14 protein-coding genes are annotated in these 22,279 nt (G+C 36.2%); 7 read left to right on the forward strand and 7 right to left on the reverse strand.

Going from position 1 to position 22,279, the window contains the following annotated elements; genetic code table 11:
• The first annotated feature begins 6 nt into the window (after positions 1-6).
• On the forward strand, positions 7-2,496 hold the full coding sequence (locus J2Y60_RS16620) for a glycoside hydrolase family 9 protein (RefSeq protein WP_309921035.1): 2,490 nt from the start codon (positions 7-9) through the stop codon (positions 2,494-2,496).
• Positions 2,497-2,649: 153 nt separating this feature from the next.
• Here the strand turns inward: J2Y60_RS16620 and J2Y60_RS16625 are convergent, their stop codons facing one another.
• Entirely contained in the window at positions 2,650-6,369 is a 3,720-nt protein-coding gene (locus J2Y60_RS16625; RefSeq protein ID WP_309921031.1) for a PVC-type heme-binding CxxCH protein, read from the reverse strand.
• Positions 6,370-6,555: 186 nt separating this feature from the next.
• Here J2Y60_RS16625 and J2Y60_RS16630 point away from each other — a divergent pair, with 186 nt between their 5' ends.
• Positions 6,556-6,804, forward strand: a complete 249-nt coding sequence (locus J2Y60_RS16630; RefSeq protein ID WP_309921028.1) for a hypothetical protein — start codon at positions 6,556-6,558, stop codon at positions 6,802-6,804.
• An 8-nt stretch (positions 6,805-6,812) separates the two neighbouring features.
• Complete coding sequence (locus tag J2Y60_RS16635) at positions 6,813-7,196, forward strand: type II toxin-antitoxin system VapC family toxin (RefSeq protein WP_309921026.1); 384 nt, start codon at positions 6,813-6,815, stop codon at positions 7,194-7,196.
• On the opposite strand, the gene J2Y60_RS16640 is transcribed toward J2Y60_RS16635, so the two are convergent.
• Both J2Y60_RS16640 and J2Y60_RS16645 read right to left on the reverse strand, forming a co-directional pair.
• Positions 7,178-8,287, reverse strand: a complete 1,110-nt coding sequence (locus tag J2Y60_RS16640) for a Gfo/Idh/MocA family oxidoreductase (protein ID WP_309921023.1) — start codon at positions 8,285-8,287, stop codon at positions 7,178-7,180. The genes J2Y60_RS16635 and J2Y60_RS16640 overlap by 19 nt on opposite strands.
• 127 nt (positions 8,288-8,414) lie before the next feature.
• Positions 8,415-9,242, reverse strand: a complete 828-nt coding sequence (locus tag J2Y60_RS16645) for a sugar phosphate isomerase/epimerase family protein (RefSeq protein ID WP_309921020.1) — start codon at positions 9,240-9,242, stop codon at positions 8,415-8,417.
• Between the two features lie 255 nt (positions 9,243-9,497).
• On the opposite strand from J2Y60_RS16645, the gene J2Y60_RS16650 reads away from it, so the two are divergent.
• A complete protein-coding gene (locus J2Y60_RS16650) occupies positions 9,498-10,391 on the forward strand; it encodes an AraC family transcriptional regulator (protein ID WP_309921017.1) in 894 nt (297 codons plus the stop codon).
• Here the strand turns inward: J2Y60_RS16650 and J2Y60_RS16655 are convergent.
• Positions 10,369-10,812, reverse strand: coding sequence for a transcription elongation factor (locus tag J2Y60_RS16655; protein WP_309921014.1), 444 nt, complete (start codon positions 10,810-10,812; stop codon positions 10,369-10,371). The genes J2Y60_RS16650 and J2Y60_RS16655 overlap by 23 nt on opposite strands.
• Before the next feature lie 184 nt (positions 10,813-10,996).
• The gene (locus tag J2Y60_RS16660; protein WP_309921010.1) at positions 10,997-12,007 is read right to left on the reverse strand and encodes a GntR family transcriptional regulator; all 1,011 of its coding nucleotides are present in this window, start codon (positions 12,005-12,007) and stop codon (positions 10,997-10,999) included.
• Positions 12,008-12,395: 388 nt separating this feature from the next.
• Between J2Y60_RS16660 and rhaT the strand changes: the two genes are divergently transcribed.
• The 3 genes from rhaT (at position 12,396) to J2Y60_RS16675 (ending at position 16,591) form a co-directional block, all read left to right on the forward strand.
• Complete coding sequence (gene rhaT, locus J2Y60_RS16665) at positions 12,396-13,472, forward strand: L-rhamnose/proton symporter RhaT (RefSeq protein WP_309921006.1); 1,077 nt, start codon at positions 12,396-12,398, stop codon at positions 13,470-13,472.
• A gap of 447 nt (positions 13,473-13,919) precedes the next feature.
• A complete protein-coding gene (locus J2Y60_RS16670) occupies positions 13,920-15,059 on the forward strand; it encodes an FIST C-terminal domain-containing protein (protein ID WP_309921001.1) in 1,140 nt (379 codons plus the stop codon).
• Positions 15,060-15,064: 5 nt separating this feature from the next.
• Positions 15,065-16,591: a response regulator gene (locus J2Y60_RS16675; RefSeq protein WP_309920999.1), complete on the forward strand. Its 1,527-nt coding sequence runs from the start codon at positions 15,065-15,067 to the stop codon at positions 16,589-16,591.
• Between the two features lie 71 nt (positions 16,592-16,662).
• On the opposite strand, the gene J2Y60_RS16680 is transcribed toward J2Y60_RS16675, so the two are convergent.
• Positions 16,663-19,551: a PAS domain S-box protein gene (locus J2Y60_RS16680; RefSeq protein WP_309920995.1), complete on the reverse strand. Its 2,889-nt coding sequence runs from the start codon at positions 19,549-19,551 to the stop codon at positions 16,663-16,665.
• Positions 19,552-20,043: 492 nt separating this feature from the next.
• Positions 20,044-22,188 carry a DNA helicase RecQ gene (recQ, locus tag J2Y60_RS16685; RefSeq protein ID WP_309920992.1) on the reverse strand — a complete coding sequence of 715 codons (2,145 nt, stop codon included), beginning with the start codon at positions 22,186-22,188 and terminating at the stop codon, positions 20,044-20,046.
• Positions 22,189-22,279 lie beyond the last annotated feature (91 nt).

Consider the following 22,279-nt stretch of genomic DNA (forward strand, 5'->3'; position numbering starts at 1 on the left):
AGCTTCATGAAAAAACTATACTTCATCATTTTAACTTTCTTTTTATGTTATACTACGATTGGTCAAACTACTCAAAATGCTTGGATAAGAATTAATCAAGTAGGGTATTTACCACAATCACAAAAAGTGGGTGTTTGGGTAAGTAAAAACGAAGAGAAAGTGACAATCTTTTCACTAATTGATGTACTGACGAAGAAGGTAGTTTTTCAGTCGAGCCAAATACAACAATTTGGCAAATACGCTTCTTTTCAATCCGCTGCTAGACTTAACTTTTCAAAATTTACCCAACAAGGCACTTATTATCTTCAAGTAGGACAAACCAAATCTCCAATATTCCGAATCAATGCTGATGTATATGAAGGTTCGGCGGATTTTGTGCTGAAATATATGCGTCAGCAAAGAAGTGGATATAATCCTTTCTTGAAAGACTCTTGCCATAAAGCTGATGGCTTTATCGTATATCATCCTGATAAACAAAAAGATTCTACGCATCTGGATGTGTCGGGAGGCTGGCATGATGCTTCTGATTACCTTCAATACGTTACTACCTCCGCTAATGCTATTTTTCAAATGATGTTTGCTTACCAAGAAAACCCCGAGGTATATACCGACAAGCATGATGCTTGGGGAAATCTTGGTAAAAATGGCATTCCTGATATATTGGATGAAGCTAAATGGGGATTAGATTGGTTGGTGAAAATGAATCCCGCCAAACATGAGTTTTATAATCAACTAGCTGATGACCGCGACCACAGAGGTCTGCGACTACCTAATAAAGACTTAACTAAATATGCTACTAACCAAGGCTTGGGCAGACCCGTGTATTTTATTACAGGTAAGCCCCAAGGCTTTAAATATAAAAACAGAACGACAGGCGTATCATCGACTGTAGGCAAGTTTGCCTCCGCCTTTGCACTTGGGCATCAGTTATTCCAGTCATATTATCCAGCATTTGCCAAGCAATTAAAAGAAAAAGCCATAGATGCCTACCAGTTCGGGAAAGAATTCCCTGGAGTTAGTCAAACAGCCCCTGGAGGAGCACCTTATTTTTATGAAGAAGACAATTGGGTGGATGATATGGAATTAGCGGCGACACAATTGTCTAATGTACTAACTGAACGGAAAATTGTAGATGAAGCAGCAACCTTTGGTCGACAAGAACCTACTACGCCTTGGATGGGTGCGGATACAGCTAGGCATTATCAGTGGTATCCCTTTGTGAATTTAGGACATTACTTCTTAGCCAAAAATACCACTCAAAAAACTTATTCAAAAGAGTTTAAACAATATTTAGAAAGTGGGATAGAGAAGGTTTTTCAAAGAGGAAAAAATACTCCTTTTCTGAATGGTGTTCCCTTTGTTTGGTGTTCAAACAATTATGTAAGTGGACTTATCACACAATTGGTATTGTACCGAAAACTTACAAAGAGTACAAAATATATGGAAATGGAAGCCGCTATGCGAGATTGGCTTTTGGGCTGTAATCCTTGGGGAACCAGTATGATATGTGGTTACCCGAGTGCTGGAATATCACCACAAGACCCTCATTCAGCTTTTACGCATCTATATAATTATAAAATAGATGGCGGTTTGGTAGATGGCCCTGTGTATGGTTCTATTTGGAATAAGCTGATAGGAATAACACTTTATCAACCAGATGAATATGCGCAGTTTCAATCTGACTTAGTAGTTTATCATGATGATTATGGTGATTATTCTACTGACGAACCAACGATGGATGGTACTGCTAGCTTGTCGTTTTTACTATCGCATTATGAGAAAGAAGGGTTGAGTCAAACCAACAGTAAAACAGAGAAAGAATCAGGTGGAATTATTAGAATGAATACTGATGAGAAGAAAATCTACCTAGCTTTTACAGGACATGAGTTTAATGATGGAGGAGAAGTTATCGCAAACGTATTAGATAAACATCATATCAAAGCCAATTTTTTCTTTACAGGAGATTTTTATAGAAATCCTGCTTTCAAGACTACTATTGAGAAATTGATTGCACAAAAAAATTATGTAGGTTGTCATTCCGACAAACATTTGTTGTATGCACCTTGGACAAACCGCGATTCTCTTATAATCAATAAAGAGCAATTTACGACCGACCTTCAACAAAATTATGATGCCTTAGCGAAGTTTGGTGTACAAGCTAAACAAGCCCAATATTTCATGCCTCCTTATGAATGGTATAATCAAACTATTGTCGATTGGACAAAACAAGCTGGACTGACCCTTGTCAATTATACTGGTGGGACTTCTTCTAATGCTGATTATACTACGCCTGATATGCCTAATTATAAGTCTTCAGAACAGATATTTCAACGAATATTAGAATATGAAACAAGCCAAGCTAAAGGCTTGAATGGATTTATCTTATTGACCCACATAGGCGTTTCGCCAGAAAGGAAAGATAAGTTTTATGATAGGCTAGATGAACTGATTCAGGTGTTGAAAGCTAAGGGTTATTCATTTGCTAAGTTTGAATAATAAATCTGTAGCACGAGTTTCCAACTCGTAGCATTTGTAATATTTAACAAGAAGCGTCACGACTTGGAAAGTCGTGCTACGGTGCGGTGATACAACAAAAAACCTCCACAAAATACATGTGGAGGTTTCACTAATTATTTTCAATCAAAAAAATTATTTTACTACTTTCATTATGCCGTTCATGATACTCCAGTGCCCTGGGAAAGTACATACAAATGGATAATCTCCTATTTGTTCTGGTACTGTGAATGTCAGACGATATGATTCTTCTGGGTTAACCAAAGGCGTTGAAGCAATGATTTGAGGAATGTTAGGTACATAGTTTTTATCTAAAGCATCCTTTTGTGTAATCATTTTATTCGCTGCCTTTCCAATGATTTCTAACGATTTTGGTTTACCAATTACTAAGTTATGTTGCATGGCATCAGGGTTTTCAAAAACCAATTCTACCTTCGTGCCTGCCTTTACCGTGAATTCCTTTTTATCAAACTTCATTTCTTCCTTCACAGACTTTATCACAATCACCACCTTGTTGGCATCTACCACTTCTTCTTTTACTTCCCACACTTGGAATAAGCGTGCTAATTTAGCTTTGTTGTCAGGCGAAAGTGTTTTGCTTAAACTTGCCAAGAAAGCCTTATCGCTATCTTTTACCTGTGATTTTTTTCGATAGTTCCAGCCATCAGCCACACCCTTAATCAATGAAGCAGCACTTGTTTCATCTAATTTTTGGCTTAGTTTCAATAAAGCCACCACAGAATCAGGAGAGGAAACGTTAGCATAGTTTTTCACGGCTTTTTCGATAGCGTAGTTCGACATATTCTTCGGAGCATTGAAAGTCAATTTTTGGCTATAAGCATTATTCTTCTCGTTATCTTCAGCAATGGTATTAGTTTTGTCTACTTCTACAGAGATAGTATAAGTGCCTGCCATATCAGATGTTAGCCCTAAATTGCCAGTCCATGCACCGTTATTATATTTATCGATGTTTACGCTTTCGCCTGCTGGAATACCTGCATTAAATGTATGGCTTACCAAGTCGAATTTTCTACCTACTCCTTCAATTCTGATATTAAGATTAATAACTTCTCCTTGAGCTACAGCTACACCTCCTTGGTTTTTTACTTCGATGTTGAATAAAGTATTTTCACCTAATGCAGGATTAGCAGGCATAAAGTTGATTTTACCAATTACTAAGTCAGGCTTGTTGCTAGTAGACTTAGTAGCAGAAGCTTTCTCATTTTGTATCATGGACGCATGGTCGTGATGAGCAGGCATAGCATCTGTTTTTGCTTTTGTCGTAGATGCACTTTTTGAAAGAGTCTGCAAATATTTTTTAAGCAAAACTTGATTGTGACTAGTTAATACCGACGCAAAGGCATCAGGTAACCAACGGTCGTTTACCTCAGTTGATTGCTCTAATCTAGCTAACAAAACTTTCTCAGATTCTGCTGTCAAAGGCATTTCTGATAAAGCCAACAATGTATTTAATACCACTAAAGGTTCTTTGTCATTCAAGAGGTTATTGTTCAACAATATTTTCACAGAAGCCTCATTGCGTGGTAAAATTTGTACAGCAGTTTTACGAACACCTGAACATGGATGTGATAAACTAGCAACCAACGCTTGTTGTACTGCTGGGTCGTTTATTACCCCTAATCCTTCCAATGTACGCAAAGCATGAATCACACTTGGATTGATACCTGCTTCGTCTAAAGATTGGTCTTTTGTGATTTCAATCAACGCTGGCACAATGTCTTTTTGTCCACGTTCAACTAACATACGCTGAGCATTCATTCTCCAGAACATATTCGTGTTCTTGAGTGCTGCTAACAATTCTTGTGGACGGTCTTTCGATAAACTCAAAGGAGTATAGTTAGGAGCTTCTTTATAACTTACACGGTAAATTCTACCATGTGTATAGTTTCTCAAATCAGTTTCATAAGCATTTCCTTTACCCATTTCAAAACCATTTGGTTTTGGGTTATGTTGGATGATGAAAGAATACCAATCAGCAATCCAAACGGCTCCGTCTGGTCCAACTTCTGCAAATACTGGAGATACCCATTCATCGGCACCTGCCAAAAGGTTAAAACCTTCTACATCACTGTAATCTGTACCATTCTTTGTCATTACATTCTGGTGCACTACGTGTCCAGTAGGTTCACAAACAAAAGCCGTTTTGTTCCAGTAGTTTTTCGGGAAAGCTCTAGCCGTATAAAAGTTATGACCAGCCGCCGCAGTATATCCACCAAAAACATCTACCTGACGAATTCTTGGTGTAATGGTTTTCATATCTTTATGCGTATCCGTGCTTCGGCTACCATTGTTTGATAAAGGCGCTAAAATATTTCTATGCGGAATAGCCATATACCAGCCATGTGAATTGTTGGCAGTAGAACCAAAAACATCGCCAGTTTCATTGAAAGCAAACCCCCAAGTATTATTTGAAGTGCTAGTGATATGTTCAAAATCAGAACCGTCGGCTTTGAATCTAAAGAATCCTTGAGCAAATTTAACCGAATCTTTTTCGGCAAATTTCCCTTGAAACCCTGCATATCCTACGCAACCCCAAATCCAGTTATCAAAACCATAATGCAAGTTTGATGGCCCAGCATGCGTATCAGAAGTGCCAAAACCAGAGAACAAAATTTTCTTTTCATCGGCTTTGTCGTCACCATCGGTATCTTTCAAAAATAGCATGTGTGGTGCTTGAGCTACAATAACGCCACCATTGGCAAAGACTAAACCTGTAGGAATACTTAGACCTTCTGCAAAACGAGTGAATTTATCAGCTTTACCATCTTTGTCGGTGTCTTCACAAATCAAGATATAGTCACTACCCCCAGTGTCTTTGCGTTCGTTGGGATAATCTTTGGTGATAAGTACATACAAACGACCACGCTCATCCCAAGACATAGCAATTGGGTGCATAACATTAGGCTCGTGGGCAAAAACTTCTAAATTAAAATCAACGGGTACTTGTATATGCTTAACAGATTCTTCTGGAGAAAGAGCTGCTTGTAGCAATTGTGGGTCAGGGCGTTTTTCGTAGTTAGGTAACTTAGCTGGGCTATATGAAAAAGCTTCAGGGTGAAGGGCAGCATGAGCAGCCTGTGCTTGTTCATCAACAGCCCAAATAATTCCGTTTTCTAATAGTTTCAAGAAATCAGGATTTGTCCATGTACGTTCGTCATGTCCGTAGGCTGTATAAAATACTTTTCCTTTTCCGTATTGGCGAGTCCAAGTGTAAGGTTCAGTTTTAGCATCAGGACGGTCTTTTGTTTGGTCAGCTTTGATGTCACGCGTCATCAAAACATTATTGTCAGGCTGTAATTGGCTATGCAAATACGTTTCATCGAAGGCTTTGATACCTGAAATATCTTTTAAAATTGGACTATTAGGTTGAACAATATTCGCTCGGATAGTATCCATCGTGTGGCGCCAGAACTGTCCACCTACCATCTTAACATACTCAGGTGAATTTCTAAAACAGAAAGACGCACAGTGTATAGGCAAAATTCCTTTTCCAGAAGCCACATAGGCTAAGAGTGCTTTCTCAGCATCAGGTGTGATATTATCCCAGTTGGCATAAATCATTAAGGCATCAAACTTATTCAAATTAGTAGTATTGATGTCTTCTAATTTATCAGTATAAGTAATGTTGATACCCTTATTTCCTAAAGCCTCCATCAGCGTTGGTACGCGGTCTATGGGTTTATGATGGCCATTATCACCGAGGAATAACACTTCCAAACGACGGGCTTTCACCGTAGTTTGTTCAGCTGATTGTTTATTTTTTTTCGCTTTTTTCTGAGAGAAACCTATTAGGCAAGTCAGTAACAAGCAAAGACAAAACAGTGATTTTTTCATTTTTGATAATTGAATAAATTCATGGATTATTTAAATAAAATTGGATATTTGGCTATTGTGAGTATTTTTATGATACAAAAAGCTGACAATAGTACTTTTCATTCTTGTTAATTTTTACTGTTTCTGTTTTTGAATTTTAGTTAATAACTCATACTTTTGAATAACATGAACTAATAAATAAAGATTATGGTACAGATAACCATTGATATTCCAAATCAAAATGATACCGATTGGGTTGTTCAATTGTTAGAAAGATTGCATTTAGACTATAAAATCACCAACGACAATTCAAATACGGATTCTGAAAAAACGACCTTAGAAAATAATCAAGCAATTATTGCAAAAGGGAGTTCTATGACTACAACCGAGGCAAATGAAATGCTTGATTGGTTAAAAGAACAACGCCAAGACCGTACATTACCTTTCAGGGTTTAATTATGATAATGCTTGATACAAATATTATTATTTACGCCTCATTACCAGATTTTCATTCCTTAAGGCACTTAATACAAAATCCAGAAAACGCTACTTCGATTGTTTCTAAAGTAGAAGTTTTGGGTTATCATAATTTAAAAACATTTGACAAAGTTCTTTTTCAAGCAACTTTTGAAACACTACAATTATTACCTGTCAATTTATCAATCATAGATAAAGCCATTGAGCTTCGGCAGCAAAGAAAAATGTCATTAGGCGATTCAATTATTGCTGCAACTGCACTTGTCTTTGATGCCGAATTATATACTCGAAATATCGATGACTTTAAACATATCCAAGAAATCAAAGTCTCAAATCCAATTGATAAAAAAACTCAAAAATCAGGAATATAAATAATTTCGCCTCCTTTTAAAGCTGATTCGTGTGATAAAATACCTACTGATGTCCAGTTAGCAGATTGTTCAGCATTTGGGAATGGGTCACGGTCTTCAACAATTGCCGAAACAAATTCATGTACAAGGTGCGGGTGCGAACCACCATGTCCTGAACCTTGTAAGAATGAAAGGTGTTGGTTTTCGTCAGTATCATATACGCCACCCGTAGTAAATACTTGAATTTCTTCTGGTAAATAATGAGCATAATCTGGCACCGTTACTTTCTCTGGTATTTCTGGCTCGGGTTTCTTAGCAGTATGCACTACGTGTTCTTCGTGTTCAATCAATGACCATTCAAAAGATTTTTTAGAACCATATACTTCGAAACTCTCGCGATATTGGCGAGCTACATCAAATAACGAACGATATACTAATGCACTCAAATCTGAATCTTTGAATTTGATATGCGCTGATTCGATAGCAAAAGGAGAATTATAATGTTGGTGCAATTCCTCACGAATAGTTCCAGAACCAAAACATGAAACGTACTCTGCTTGTAGTTTTAATAAACCAGCTACAGGACCCACACAGTGTGTAGCATAGTGCATTGGTGGTAAGCCTGGCCAATAACCTGGCCAACCATCCATATCTTGTTGGTGAGAAGCCTTCAAGAATTGAACCTTGCCTAGTTCACCTTTTTCATATAGTTCTTTTACATATAAAAATTCACGGCTGTATACTACCGTTTCCATCATCATGTATTTTTTGCCAGTTCTTCTGGTTGCTTCCACGATGGCTTTACATTCTTCTACAGAAGTAGCCATAGGAACCGTACAAGCTACGTGCTTGCCTGCATTCAACGCTTTTAAGCTTTGTTCAGCATGGTTATGGATGGGTGAATTGATATGAACAACATCAACAGCAGGGTCTGCCAATAAATCATCAAAGCTTACATAACGCTTTTCGATATTGAAAGCATCACCGATGGCATTTAATTTCTCTTCTGTACGCTGACAAATAGCATACATATTAGTGTGTGGGTGACGTTGATAGATGGGAATAAATTCAGCTCCAAATCCCAAGCCGACAATGGCAATGTTTAGTTTCATGATTTTATAATTAGTCTTTTTCTTAAGTTTATAAGTTTAAGGTTTATGAGGCTATGAGTTTGTGAACTTATAGGAGTTTGGTAATATGTAATGTTAAAATTTATACATCTTTAAACTCATAAGCTTATCAACTCATAGACTTAATAAACGCTAGGCTTTCTTTCATCAAAGTTTCTTCGTTTTCAAACATCTTTCGCCAAATGTTAGCTACTGCAAGTTTTGAACTAAAGGCTTCTACTGATAAATAAGCGTTGTATTGTATTTCTTCTAAAGCGGTAAAAACGTCTTTCCAGTTTACATTACCTTTTCCTACTGTGCTTCTGTCGTTCTCGGATAACTGTACATGTACTAAATGCTTGCTTAGTTTTCTGATAGCATCTCCCAAGCTTTTCTCTTCAATATTGGCATGGAAAGTATCAAACATTATTTTGCAATATGGATGATTGATGTCTTCTACTAATTGTAAAAGTTCATCAGCACAAGAAACCAAGTAGCTTTCAAAACGATTGAGGTATTCTAAGCCTAGTACAACTCCCTTTGTTTGTGCATAATCTGCTAGCTCTCTTAGGTTTTCTACAGCCCAATTCCACTCTTCTTCGGTAGCAGGTTTGCCTGTAAAATGACTTAGTGCTGAATGATATGGTCCCGTTAATAACTCTGCTCCCAATACTACCGCACAGTCGATAGCCTTTTTGTTTCTTGCTAAAGTAGCGGCTCTCATGGCAGGGTCAGGGCTAATTTGATTGAAGTCTGGACCACATATTGTCACCGCGATTCTATCTAAGCCTAACTCGTCCAATTTTGTACGCCATGCTTGCCAATGCTCAGGGTCAACATCAAAAATTGGTACTTCTACCCCTGTAAAACCAATTGCTTTTATTTGTTCAAGAACGGGGAAAAGACTTTCGTCAATGGTTGTACCCCATAAAAGCAGATTCATTCCGTATTTTTTCATAATTAATTTAAGGTGACTTATCAGAAACCATATCTTTACTGCGAGCCTATGTTTAAAATAAAGTCCCTGATTTTCAAAGGTTAAGCAAAAAACTTAAAAGCTTTGCTAGTTTAAAGTTTATTAAACAGATAAGATTTTTTAACAATACAAAATAATCTAAAAAAAGTCATAAAAAACTCCGCTGTTTTGATTAGTTTTGACTGTATTTTGATATTTTTGTTATTAACATTCATAATTATAGTAAAAAAATAGGTTTTGAAAAGTCCATTAAACAAAAGCATAGAATCGCCCAATCATTCTTTTACTATCAAAGAATTGAAGGAACCATACTTTGACCCAAACTGGCATTTCCATCCGCATTATCAGTTATTTGTAGTATTGGAGGGTACGGGAACACGGTTTATTGGGGATAATATCAAACACTTTGAAGCAGGAGATATGGTGTTTGTGGGACCTGACTTGCCCCATCTTTGGCGGAGTGACGAAATATATTTTCAGGGAAATCATGCATTAAAAACACATGGTATCGTGGTATATTTTACAGAAGATTTTCTTGGGAAAGATTTTTTTGAGAAATATGAAATGACTAAGCTGAAGCACTTCTTTTTAAATGCTAGTCGTGGGTTAGAAATCACTGGAGGCTTGCATGATAAGATGCTTACTTTCATGAAAGAACTATTGCCCTTGCAGGGCTTTGAACGGGTGTTGAAATTATTAGAAATGCTGAATCTATTAGCGAACGCTAGTGAATATGAATTTATCAGTAGTGTTGGTTATACCAACCCTTACAAAACTTCAGAAACAGAACGAATGCATAAAGTACACGAATATGTACTGAATAACTATCGAGCTTCTATTAACTTAACAGAAGTGTCGTCTTTAGCGGGCATGGCACCTGCTGCTTTCTGCCGTTATTTTAAGGCAAGGACGAATAAAACTTTTTCTGATTTTGTGAGCGAACTTCGTGTAGGCTATGCCTGCAAATTGTTGATGGAAGATAAATTGAGCGTAACACAAGTATGTTATGAAAGCGGTTTCAATACTTTATCAAACTTTAATAAACAGTTTAAAGATTTAAAAGCCCAAACGCCATCGCAATTCAGGCTAGCCTTTGGGGATACTTCATTTAAAAAATCTCCTCAATCGTAGCCTCTTTACCTCTAAAATTAAAGGTTTCTCCTTTGCCTTTACCCATCAGTAAAGCTCCAATGGGGGATTGTGGCGAAATTATCATAATACTGTCGTTACCAATCTTACAGATGCCCACGCTAACAGCTAGGAAATAATTTCCGCTAGACGTTTTAAGATAAGCCCCAACCGCTCCTTTTTTAAAGGTAAGGCTCATGTCAATTCTTTCTACAATGGCTTTTTCTCTTTTGGCTTGTTCGTGCATCAAGCCATGCATATCTCTATCGAGTTGCCCCATTGCTCGTGAGGTTTCGTATTTATCACCCGCAGATGATTTTGATTCTTCATTGGCAGAAGCCTGAGCTGCCTGCATGGCATCGTAAGAGGTTTGTATTCTTTGGTCTAAAAAGTTTTTTATATAATCGACAATCTGTTGTTTCATATTTTTGTAGCTATCAGCTTTGAGCTATGAGCCTTTAGCTTATTATTTTTATAGGGGAGGGGCTCAAGGAGGAATGGTTATTACTCATCTGTAAAGAACATATCAGCTTTGAGTAATGAGCTATCAGCTTCTTAAACAGCGACAGATAAAAGCTCATAGCTCACTGCTCAAAGCTGATAGCTACCTAAAGCGTTTCTCTCCGAATCATATAAAATGGATTCTTGATTTTTATTTTTTTATTGTCCAACAGCAATGCTGCCGCAGTTCTACCCATTGTTTCAAAATCTGTGGTGACCACCGTAATTCCTAAAAGTTCTTTCAAAGTAGTTTCGTTAAAAGAAACCACCCCGATTTCAGTGCCAAGGGTATAGCTCGACTGTCGTACTTTTTTGACCAATTCTGCTAAATCATGTTCTTCCACCACCACATAGGCAGTTTGGGGTATCAAAAATGTTTCATCGGCATTCTCTCTGATGATAAATTCTTTGTGTGCATTCACACAAAAATAACGAACACCTCGTACAATATCTACAGGATAGTTGCCATCGCTAGGGAAAACCAATACTACTCGGTGATATTTAGCAAACAAATCATTGGCGCTTTCTAGTGCTTCTGCTACATCTCGCTCAAAATCCTGATAGACTGTCAAGCACTCGTGTTTGTATTCAGGCAAATCTTTATCAAGGAGTACTAATTCATCAGAAGGGATTTTTTCCAAAGCCTTCATGGCAATAGCCTTTTCCGAATCTGGGAAAAAATGAGGCATCACTACGTAATAATTATACTTGCCAAGGTTCTTATCGATGATTTCATCAAAAAGACGAGCATTATAATGATGAATTTGTAAATCAACAGATGCTTTATCACCCAATACTTTCAAGAAAGCATAGTATATTATTTTTTTGTACGAGCTTAATTTGTTGAATATCAAAAGAATACGCATTTTTCTGCTTTCTCCGCTATTTACATAATACCCTTTGCCTTGTACAGAAGTAATAAATCCTCTTTCCTTTAATTCACGATAGGCTTTTTCTACGGTGTCGCGTGCTAAGTAATATTCCTCACTAAGTTCACTAATAGAAGGGAGCTGTTCGTTTTTCTTCAATACATTGCGTTCAATATCCGAAATAACCGATTGAATAATCTGCTTGTACTTTGGTGTTTTATCGCTTGGATTGAGTTTGAGCTGGTACATATTCTTAGAAAAATCAGTTCCCTACCATTTCGTTTAGAATGAGGTTTAGGGCTGAAAATTAATTTGGGCTATACATTCTTTGAATTTAATCTTCTGAGCAGGGAAGTGCATGATAGTTCCCTTTTGTTTTTGGTTTATCCTTGTAAAATTTTATACGATTCCAAGAACCAAATTTACAAACTATTATTTCAAAGAACTAGAATTATAAAAATTACTCAAAAATTGATACTCAATTTCTTCGATGATTTTAAAAATGTTCTCCTAATATGATTTGTAGTAATTCTTGATATCCACTGAATAATTAAAAATACTTTTTTCTTATAAAACTGTAAACACAATGACCTTTTTGATGGAGTGTTTACCTAGTTAAATTCAAAAATAATTGATTATGGGAGCAATTTTGGGCGTTATTTTTCACTTTATTGGTGGCTTTGCATCTGGGAGTTTTTATATTCCTTATAAAAAAGTTAAAGGGTGGTCATGGGAGAGTTACTGGATAGTAGGAGGGGTGTTCTCTTGGTTAGTAGTACCTCCTTTAGCAGCCTACCTTACCATTCCAGATTTTTCTTCGATTATCGCTAGTAGCGAAGGCAGTGTTTTATTCTGGACATACACGATGGGCGTTTTGTGGGGAATTGGTGGATTAACCTATGGCCTAGGTGTAAGATATTTGGGTATATCATTAGGTAGTTCAATTATTCTAGGTCTTTGCTCTGTGTTTGGGTCAATTATTCCTTCTATCTATTACTACTTCAATAAAACCGCTGGAAAAGATACCATCTACGATTTGATTTCTACTAACTGGGGACAAATGGTATTGCTTGGCTTAGCAGTTTGTGTTCTTGGGATTGTGATTTGTGGTAAGGCTGGTAGCAGAAAAGATAAAGATTTAGCAGGACAAGTAAATGCTGACAACCAAGAATTTGATATTGTAAAAGGGCTTACTTTTTCAATCATCTCAGGTTTATTGAGTGCTTGTTTTAGTTTTGGTATTGAAGCAGGTTCGGCGATGTCTAATATTGCTAATGAAATTTGGGTAACAAACAACCCTGGTCAGGGTGAGTTTTTGTATCGTAACAATGTAGTATATGTAGTCATTCTTTGGGGGGGACTAACCACCAACCTAATCTGGTGTGTTTACTTAAATTTTAAAAATAAATCTTTTGGTGACTATACCAATGCTCAGACTCCTTTATTGAAAAACTATGTCTTCTGTGCAGTAGCAGGTACTACGTGGTTTTTACAATTCTTTTTCTATGGTATGGGCGAAAGTAAGTTAGGTAATGGCCCTAGCTCTTGGATACTTCACATGGCATTTATCATTTTAGTAGCCAATTCTTGGGGCTTGGTACTAAAGGAATGGAAAGGTGTTTCTAAAAAAACATTATCTACGATTCTGGTGGGTATCCTAACAATTATCATTTCTGTATTAATAGTAGGGTATGGCAATTCGTTGAAAAGCTAAGAATTTTTTTTATAAAAAAGATGAGCATCTGGTTTAAAACTTGATGCTCTTTTTTTATGCCCAAAATTGGTTTATGCAAGGATACAATTAAAATAAACGTTGAATATTTTTGATAAATGTATCTTTTATTAAGGTCAAAAAATAATCTATCTAAAATGCTTATTATTTAGGGTAACATTTGTTGATTAGTGAAGGATATCATCTACAAAATTTTATTTGAATATGAAATACGCATAATATCTTTTTTTTAAGAATAGTAGTATCTTTGGGTTTAAGGACAAATTTTTATGTAATTTAGAGAAGAGTTTCTTCTCTTTTTATCTATTAATCAGAGATTTGAGATAGGCGAGTGGTTGTTTATCTATCGTAATTTGATAATTGGTTTAGAGAAAATATTTCAATGAATAATAATGAATAATATCGATTAAAACCTAACCTTAATTTACTATGAAAATCCAACAAAGCGTATTCAAAAACAATCAGTGGAAAAGTATCTCTGAAGGCAATGATTTTGTTGCCTCAAATGCAAATTTGGTGCTAGCCTTTGGCGAACGAATTTGCCTCGAAACAGTTAAGCCCTATCAATATCTTAAAGATTTATACCCTAATGCAGATATCGTAATTAATTCTACCTCTGGAGAAATCTATAAAGATTCCGTTCACGATGGTTCAATTATCGTAACTGCTATACAATTCGAAAAAACACTTGTTAAAAGTATTGCTATAGATATTCAAAGCCATTATGAAAGTGGAAGTGCAGGTGAAAAAATAGCTTCTGGTTTAGAAGGAGAAGACCTAAAAGCCATTTTTATTATTTCAGATGGTGCTAAAGTAAATGGAAGCGAATTAATTGCTAGTTTGAACCATAAAATCAATGAAAATATTTTGGTTTCTGGTGGTTTAGCAGGCGATGGAGCAAGGTTTGAAAAAACATTGGTTGGTCTCAACAATGGCCCCGAAGAAGGGAAAATCGTTGCTGTAGGGCTTTATGGAGAAAATCTCAGATTAGGTCATGGAACCATGGGTGGCTGGGATGGCTTTGGCCCTGAACGCAGAGTAACGGAGTCTGAATACAATACATTATACAAAATTGGAGACATAGCTGCGCTAGATTTATATAAAGAATACCTTGGAAAATATGCAGAGGGACTTCCAGGAGCAGCTTTGCTTTTCCCTTTAGCTATGCGTGAAACCGAAGATTCAGAACCAGTAGTAAGAACAATTCTCTCGATTGATGAAGAAAAGAAGAGTATGACTTTTGCTGGCGAATTACCAAAAGGCTCTTTGGTGCGTTTTATGAAGGCTAATTTTGACCGTTTAATTGATGCTTCAGCCAAAGCTGCCCAAGATTCTATTCAACCTTTTGAAGATTCACCAGAATTAGCCATTTTAGTGAGCTGTGTAGGAAGGAAATTAGTACTTGGACAAAGAACTGAAGAGGAGGTTGAGGCGGCTCGTGAAATAATGGGTGATGATACTATTATTACTGGTTTTTATTCATACGGAGAGATTTCACCCCTAAATCCGAATGCGCGTTGTGGATTGCATAATCAAACCATGACGATAACCACACTTTCTGAAAATTGATTATAATGAATAATACAACATTTCATCGCTTACTTGCCAAGCAAATAAAAAAGCATTTATCAGAAGAATGTTTGGAAAACGAAAACTTCCAGGCTTTTATAAAGGCTGTTAATGACTCATACCTTAGTTTTGATAGAGACAAAGAATTATTTGAACATTCTTCTTTGTTGAATGATAGAGACTATGCTGAAATCAATACTAAACTGAAGGAAGAAATAAAACAAAGACGCCTTTCTGTTGAAAAGTTGATTGAAGCTATTTATTCGTTAGAAGTAAATGAAAGCTCAGAGGTAAAATCTTTAGATCCTGATAATCTACTGGAATTGATGGATTTCTTAAAAATTCAAATTGATAATCGTAAACAACTTGAATTTGATCTCATACGCTCGAAAGAAGAAGCTGAGGCTGCCACTCAGGCAAAATCAGAATTTCTTTCAATGATGAGCCATGAAATTCGTACTCCTCTGAATGCTATCGTAGGGCTTACTTATTTGATGCAACAAGAAGAAGTATCAGAATCGTTGGCTGAAAATTTAAAAATACTTCAATTCTCGACGAATAATTTACACGTACTTATCAACGACATCTTAGATTTTAGTAAGATTGAAGCGGGTAAAGTTGAGCTTGAGAATGTTCCGTTTGATATTAAACAATTGATATCAAACATCAAAAAAGCTAATCAGATTAAGGCTGAGGAAAAAGGAAATAAAATAAAATTAATGATTGATGATGATGTGCCGAATGTGGTAGTCGGAGATGCCTTGCGTTTAGGTCAAATCATCACAAACTTAGTTTCCAATGCCGTTAAGTTTACTAAAAATGGAAGTATAACGGTAGAGCTGGCTCAACAAAGAAGAACGGCAACGCATGTAACGCTGGATATTTCTATCACTGATACGGGGATAGGTATTCCATTTGAAAAGCAAGCAATGATTTTTGATAAATTTACGCAAGCCAACTCAGAAACTACTCGTCAGTTTGGTGGTACTGGCCTTGGCTTAGTGATTACAAGAAGCTTGTTGCAATTACATGGAAGTGATATTAATCTTGAAAGCGCGGAGGGTAAAGGTTCAACATTTTATTTTACATTAGACCTAGAAATAGGTACAGAACTAAGAGCAAAAGTGTCAAGTGAAGGACATAATGAATTGTTGAACGAGCATACCTTAAAAGGAGTAAGGGTGCTTTTAGTAGAAGATTATCCGATGAATATCAAAGTGGCCACTAAATTCTTAGAACGCTGGCAGATTGTAATTGATGTAGCTGAGAATGGACAACTTGCCTTGGATAAATATGAAAAAGGGAAGTATGATTTAATATTAATGGATATTCAGATGCCAGTGTTGGATGGATATTCTGCGACAGCAAAAATTAGAGAATCAGATACGGATATACCAATTATTGCATTAACGGCTTCTGCTACCTTGAATAATCAAGACAGGGCATTTTTGGTTGGTATGAATGACTATGTTACCAAGCCATTCAACCCTAATGAGCTTTTCCAAAAGATTGCAAAATATAGTTATAGATAAATAGTCGTTGTAACCTAAAAAGGGCGTTTAATGAATTTTCATTAAACGCCCTTTTTAGGTTAAGATGGTTTTTATAAAGTAGCTTGAAGCTTATTTAGTTCTGCTTTCAATACGGGGATACTTTCGCTTAATTTAATCTGAAAAGTATTCCAATGTGCCAAGATTCCTTCATATTCTGGATTTTCTTTGATTTTCTTTTCCATCTTAATCAAATACCTTTCTAACTCAGTTAATCCTACCATTCCTAAGGTTGGTTTTAATTTATGCGTAAGTTTTCTTAACTCCTCCCACTTTTGGTGATGAATCAGATCTGTGAATTCATTGAAATCTGGTAGTACATCCTCTAGGAATGTCTGAAAAATATCCGCTGCATATTCTTTGTCCTCTCCGTAAAGGTCTTCTAAACGTTCCTTATCAAGAACAATGCCCTCGTTGTTATCATTGCTACTAGTACTATGAGACGGCTCTTCGGGTACAAGAACAGCATACTCAGATTTTGTACTTACATAATTCTGAATGACACTCAATAAGTGATTCGGAGAAAAAGGCTTAGTCACAAAATTATTCATTCCTACTTCAAATGCTTTATTTTTTTGGTCAAGCATTGCTGAAGCCGTTAAGGCAATAATAGGAGTATTTTGATTGATGTTTTGAGTATTTCGAATCTTAATTGTGGCTTCGTATCCATCCATATTTGGCATTTGGATATCCATCAAGATAATATCAAACTGTTCCTTTTTAGCCTTTTCAACAGCTTTCCTTCCGTCAGAAGCGATGGAGTAAGTAAAATGCCATTTGTTCAATAAGCTACTGATGTATTTCTGATTCATGGCATTATCTTCAGCAACGAGTACCTTGCACGATGCTAGGTTACTGCTCGCTTCCTTAATGACATGATTATTTTTGATGACTTCTGTCTTAGCCTTTTGGAAAGGTAAAGTAACAATAAAAGTAGTTCCTTCTCCTTCTTTACTCTTCACCTCGATGGTTCCGCCTTGTAGCTCTACTAGTTGCTTCGTAATGGCTAAGCCCAGTCCTGTCCCTTTATGTTTATGTCCTTGTTCAGAATCTACTTGTTTGAATTTCTGGAAGATTAAATCTAATTTATTTTCAGGAATACCAATACCTGTATCCGAAATCTTGAATTCAATCCAACAAGTTTCTAGCTCTTCCCTCTGAAGTTTTACCATCACATCAATGCTTCCTTGCTCTGTAAACTTTTCAGCATTGCCTATGATATTCAGCAATATTTGATTCAGCAATAAATCATCGCCTAAATAGTTGCCACTTATTTTTACATCCGTTAATAAATTGATTTCAACTGGACTACTATCAAGTTTTATTTGGAAAACCCTCTGGATAGTACGGAGTAATCCGACCAATTCAAAAGGATGCTTGTGTATCTCTATTCTTCCTGCTTCTATTTTTGCCATGTCCAATAAATCTGAAATAAGACTGTGTAAAAAATCAGCTGATGTTTTTAATATATCCAAGTATTCAAATTGCTCATTTGTCGGACGTGTATCAAACATCAAGTGGGTCATACCAATAATAGCATTCAGAGGCGTGCGAATTTCATGGCTCATATTTGCCAAGAATTGCTTTTCTGCTTGTCTGGCTTCCTCAGCAATTATTTTAGCTTTTGCTAATTCTTGTTCAAGGAGCTTTCTTTCAGTAATATCATAATGAATGCCCATAGAGGCCACTACCTCGCCATGTTCATCCATGATAGGCGCACCGCTAATTAATACCCAGATAGGCGTTCCGTCTTTTTTAATTAAGGATAATTCATACGAGCTTGCCTCTCCTTTTTCTCTTTCTTCTTGGCGCTCGTCAACAATATTTGTTTCAGCTTCTGGTAAAAATAATTCTTTGGCATTTTGCCCAACAAGTTCTTCATTGGTATAGCCCAACATTTCGCAGAAACGGTCGTAGGCTCTTAGGATTGTATGGTTATTATCAACTTCCAACAAGCCTAATTCCATATTATCTAAAATACCTCTATACTTTTCTTCACTTTTACGAAGTTGCTCATGCGCTAAATATTTATCAGTTACGTCGGAATAATTGAATAAGTGCCCTTTGTATTGACCTTCAAGAAAGATAGGAATATAGTTTCTTTCTACGATTCGGCCATCTATCAACTCAATTTGTTCGTCTATTACAATTTCTCTTTTATTTAAAATCTCTTCGACTCTAATAACAAATTCTTCAGGGTTTTTGAAAAGTTTTTTTACATCATCTACTAGTGTAAAGCAATTAATTCCCACAAGGTCTTTAGGTGCTTTCTTGATTTTAAACAAGTCACAAAACAGTTGATTGGTTAAAATGATTGTATGATGTTCATCTTCTACCAAAACGCCTTTTTGCAGATTTGAAATCAAATTTCCAAACCGAGCTTGGGTAGCTCTCAGGGTATCTTCAGTTGTTTTTCGTTCTGTAATGTCCCGTGCAACGGCTACTAATTCAACAGACTCGTCGTCGTTTTCAATGCGTCTTACGTTCTGACCAATCCACACTATTTGGCCAGATTTTGATTTTATAGGAAATTCATTATAAGTAGTTTCTTCCTTATTCTGAACCATTTCCGTATAGAAATTAATAAGGGATTCTTGATACGCTGGTAAAACTAAAGTCGTGAAATGTTGTCCGATGATTTCATCTTCAGAAAAGCCTAATCTTTCTTTTACAACTGGATTAACATACGTAAAGTAGCCATCCACAGATACCTTATAAATAATATCCTGAACAGACTCTATTAAATGACGATACCTTTTCTCTGTTTTTTGTAATTCACCAACAGTAGTTTTTACTTGCTGCTCAAGACTTTGGTTAAGTATTTGTAATTTTTCAGTGGTCTGGTAGAGTTCCAAAGCCTTTTTTTCCAAGATACTCTCAGTTTCTTGATGAGCTTGTTTTTCTAGCTCTATTTGACGCTTGAGCTTTTCTATTTCTTCCATATTAATTTTTACACAATCAAAGGTTTTTCCTTCAACCCCGCTAGTTGGGATATATAAAACATAAAATATTGCAAAATATTAGACTTTATAAAAGCTTAATATTTATTTATCATACAGCCTATAGGTTGAAATTTTTAAATCATACTTTTAAGTAATTTAAAAATGGTTAATGGTACTAGATAATTACATTTATATATGGTTTCTGTTTATTCAATATGCTTGTGTTTTATTGGGAAAAGACAGGTTAGCTTAAGATTAAAACTAAAATCCGTAGAGGTTTTTTTAAATGCTAAAATTAAGTGCCAAATGGAATTCCGGAGTTTAAAAATTAATTATTTTGTACTGAATTTATGAGGTTATAGGGGCTTACATAGCTTTATAAATGGCTATGAAATTTAGCATTTTTTTTTTTTAAATATGTGTAGTTACAATAATTATACAAAATAACATTAAAGTTTTACTTTTTATAAAAATATCTTGATAATAGCTTTTTTATTTTACCTTTTCTGAAATTAAAAGTGCTATTCTTATCTTATGATATTCATACTTTGCATCCATTGCTTCAAATAAAGGTTTTATAGGGTCGCCTTTTTTCACATTCATTACTTTGGCTGCTCCCATTATTTGTTCATATTCAGCTTGGGTGATGAAGGCTGAAATATCAATGTTTTCTCCATCTTCATACAATTTGGCAAGATGTGAAAAAATAGTAACAGGATTCAAATTTCGTTGTTCAGCAATTTCTTCTACCGAAAAACCTTCTTTATACAATTGAAAAGTGTAATGATGGGTATCGATGCCTGTAGCATGGCTACCTTTTGGAACAGTTTTCAGAAAATTTCTAATTTCCAGTAAGAAAGCTTCTCCAAATTGTCGATATTTCTGTTCACCTACTCCCGAAACATTCATAATTTCTAATTGAGTAAGAGGCTTTTTCTGCGCCATATCTGATAACGTCGCATCAGAGAAAACCACAAATGGCGGAATGTTTCTATCATCTGCTATTTGTTTTCTTAGAACTCTCAAACGCTCAAACAACGCATCTTTAATAACTTCTTTTTTACTTTTCTCTTTTGGTATATTAGCTTCGCGTTCGGCTTGTTTTTCTTCAAAAGGTCTATAACGTACCAATTGTACTTTTCTACCTTCTTTTAAGATAGCCCACGATGCCTTATTGAGCTTGTAAGCATGGGCTTCGTCATAAGCAATATCCATGACGCCCGAATTCAGCATTTGTTGTAAATAATCTGCCCACTCATCCGCTTTTAATTCTTTTCCCGCACCAAAAGTTTTGATTTCATGGTATTTATGTTCGATAATTCTTCTGTTATTCGACCCTCTCAGAATATCAATCAACATACTCATGGCAATGTTTTCACCTGTACGGGCGATGGCCGAAAGGGCTTTTTGGGCTATTAATGTAGCATCAAACCTAATCGGTGGATTTTTACAAACATCACAGTTGCCACAATCAGTTGTAACCTCTTCGTTAAAATAGCTCAAAAGGATGCGTCGCCTACAAATTTCTGCTTCGGCATATTGTTTCATCCGCTCTACTTTGGCTACTTGTACTTCTTTCATCTCAGCAGGCAATTCAGAAGTAGCAATCATATCTTTCCTGACCAATAAGTCATTGTAAGAATAGAAAAGCAAGGTATCCGACTTTAATCCATCACGCCCAGCACGACCAATTTCCTGATAAAAACTTTCTACATTGGATGGCATCGAATAATGGATTACCCAACGCACATTCGATTTATCAATGCCCATCCCAAATGCTATAGTCGCTACTATTACTTGAATGTCATCTTGAATAAATTGATTTTGCACGCTAGAACGCTCATGGGCAGGCATTCCTGCATGATAACACTTAGCATTAATGCCTACTTTTTGTAAGGCTTCGGCTACGGATTCAGTGTTTTTTCTACTCAGACAGTAAATGATACCACATTGCCGAGGATGCTCTGCAATAAAGTTTTGAATAATTTTAACACGATTTCTCCCTGCTTGTACAGCCAGCGAAAGATTGGGTCTATCAAAAGAAGAAATGAAAACTTTGGCATCGGGAATGCCCAATTGAGCTAAGATGTCTTTACGAGTCACTTTGTCGGCAGTGGCTGTTAAAGCAATCATGGGTACATTCGGTAATGCTTTTTTTAATACATTCAGTTTGGTGTATTCTGGTCTGAAATCATGCCCCCATGTAGAAACACAATGCGATTCGTCAATGGCAAACAGGCTTATATTTAACGAAACTACCCATTCTAAATATCCTTGTGTAAAAAGTTTCTCAGGAGAAATATATAATAGTTTTAGCTCGCCATTTCTACATTGGCGTTCTATACTGCTTTGTTCTTGGGTAGTTAATGATGAATTCACATACTCCGCCGCAATACCATTAGCCTTTAAAGCTTGCACTTGGTCGTGCATTAAAGCAATCAATGGTGAAATCACTAAGGTTAAGCCTTGCATCATCAAGGCTGGAATCTGAAAACATAATGATTTCCCACCGCCCGTTGGCATCAACACCATTGCATCTTGGCCATAAAGGACCCAGTCAATAATATCTGCTTGTAATGGTCTGAAGGCATTGTAGCCGTAATATTGCTTAAGGACTTGTTCTTTGGTGAGTGACATGAATTTTTACCGAACGTAGGAGTTGTTTAAATGGCATTTTTATGCAATTTACATTTTTCAAGTGATTTTTGCTTAAGATTAGGGCAATGAA

The sequence above is a fragment of the Arcicella sp. BE140 genome (assembly GCF_031456255.1).
Taxonomy (GTDB): Bacteria; Bacteroidota; Bacteroidia; order Cytophagales; family Spirosomataceae; genus Arcicella; species Arcicella aquatica.

What these genes read in the sequence shown, in the direction of transcription:
- J2Y60_RS16680 (WP_309920995.1), bottom strand. Translation starts at nt 19,551, where the DNA reads ATGGAAGAAATAGAAAAGCTCAAGCGTCAAATAGAGCTAGAAAAACAA.
- J2Y60_RS16670 (WP_309921001.1), top strand. Translation starts at nt 13,920, where the DNA reads ATGAAAATCCAACAAAGCGTATTCAAAAACAATCAGTGGAAAAGTATC.
- J2Y60_RS16620 (WP_309921035.1), top strand. Translation starts at nt 7, where the DNA reads ATGAAAAAACTATACTTCATCATTTTAACTTTCTTTTTATGTTATACT.
- J2Y60_RS16640 (WP_309921023.1), bottom strand. Translation starts at nt 8,287, where the DNA reads ATGAAACTAAACATTGCCATTGTCGGCTTGGGATTTGGAGCTGAATTT.
- J2Y60_RS16635 (WP_309921026.1), top strand. Translation starts at nt 6,813, where the DNA reads ATGCTTGATACAAATATTATTATTTACGCCTCATTACCAGATTTTCAT.
- J2Y60_RS16675 (WP_309920999.1), top strand. Translation starts at nt 15,065, where the DNA reads ATGAATAATACAACATTTCATCGCTTACTTGCCAAGCAAATAAAAAAG.
- J2Y60_RS16655 (WP_309921014.1), bottom strand. Translation starts at nt 10,812, where the DNA reads ATGAAACAACAGATTGTCGATTATATAAAAAACTTTTTAGACCAAAGA.
- J2Y60_RS16630 (WP_309921028.1), top strand. Translation starts at nt 6,556, where the DNA reads ATGGTACAGATAACCATTGATATTCCAAATCAAAATGATACCGATTGG.
- J2Y60_RS16625 (WP_309921031.1), bottom strand. Translation starts at nt 6,369, where the DNA reads ATGAAAAAATCACTGTTTTGTCTTTGCTTGTTACTGACTTGCCTAATA.
- J2Y60_RS16645 (WP_309921020.1), bottom strand. Translation starts at nt 9,242, where the DNA reads ATGAAAAAATACGGAATGAATCTGCTTTTATGGGGTACAACCATTGAC.
- recQ (WP_309920992.1), bottom strand. Translation starts at nt 22,188, where the DNA reads ATGTCACTCACCAAAGAACAAGTCCTTAAGCAATATTACGGCTACAAT.
- rhaT (WP_309921006.1), top strand. Translation starts at nt 12,396, where the DNA reads ATGGGAGCAATTTTGGGCGTTATTTTTCACTTTATTGGTGGCTTTGCA.
- J2Y60_RS16660 (WP_309921010.1), bottom strand. Translation starts at nt 12,007, where the DNA reads ATGTACCAGCTCAAACTCAATCCAAGCGATAAAACACCAAAGTACAAG.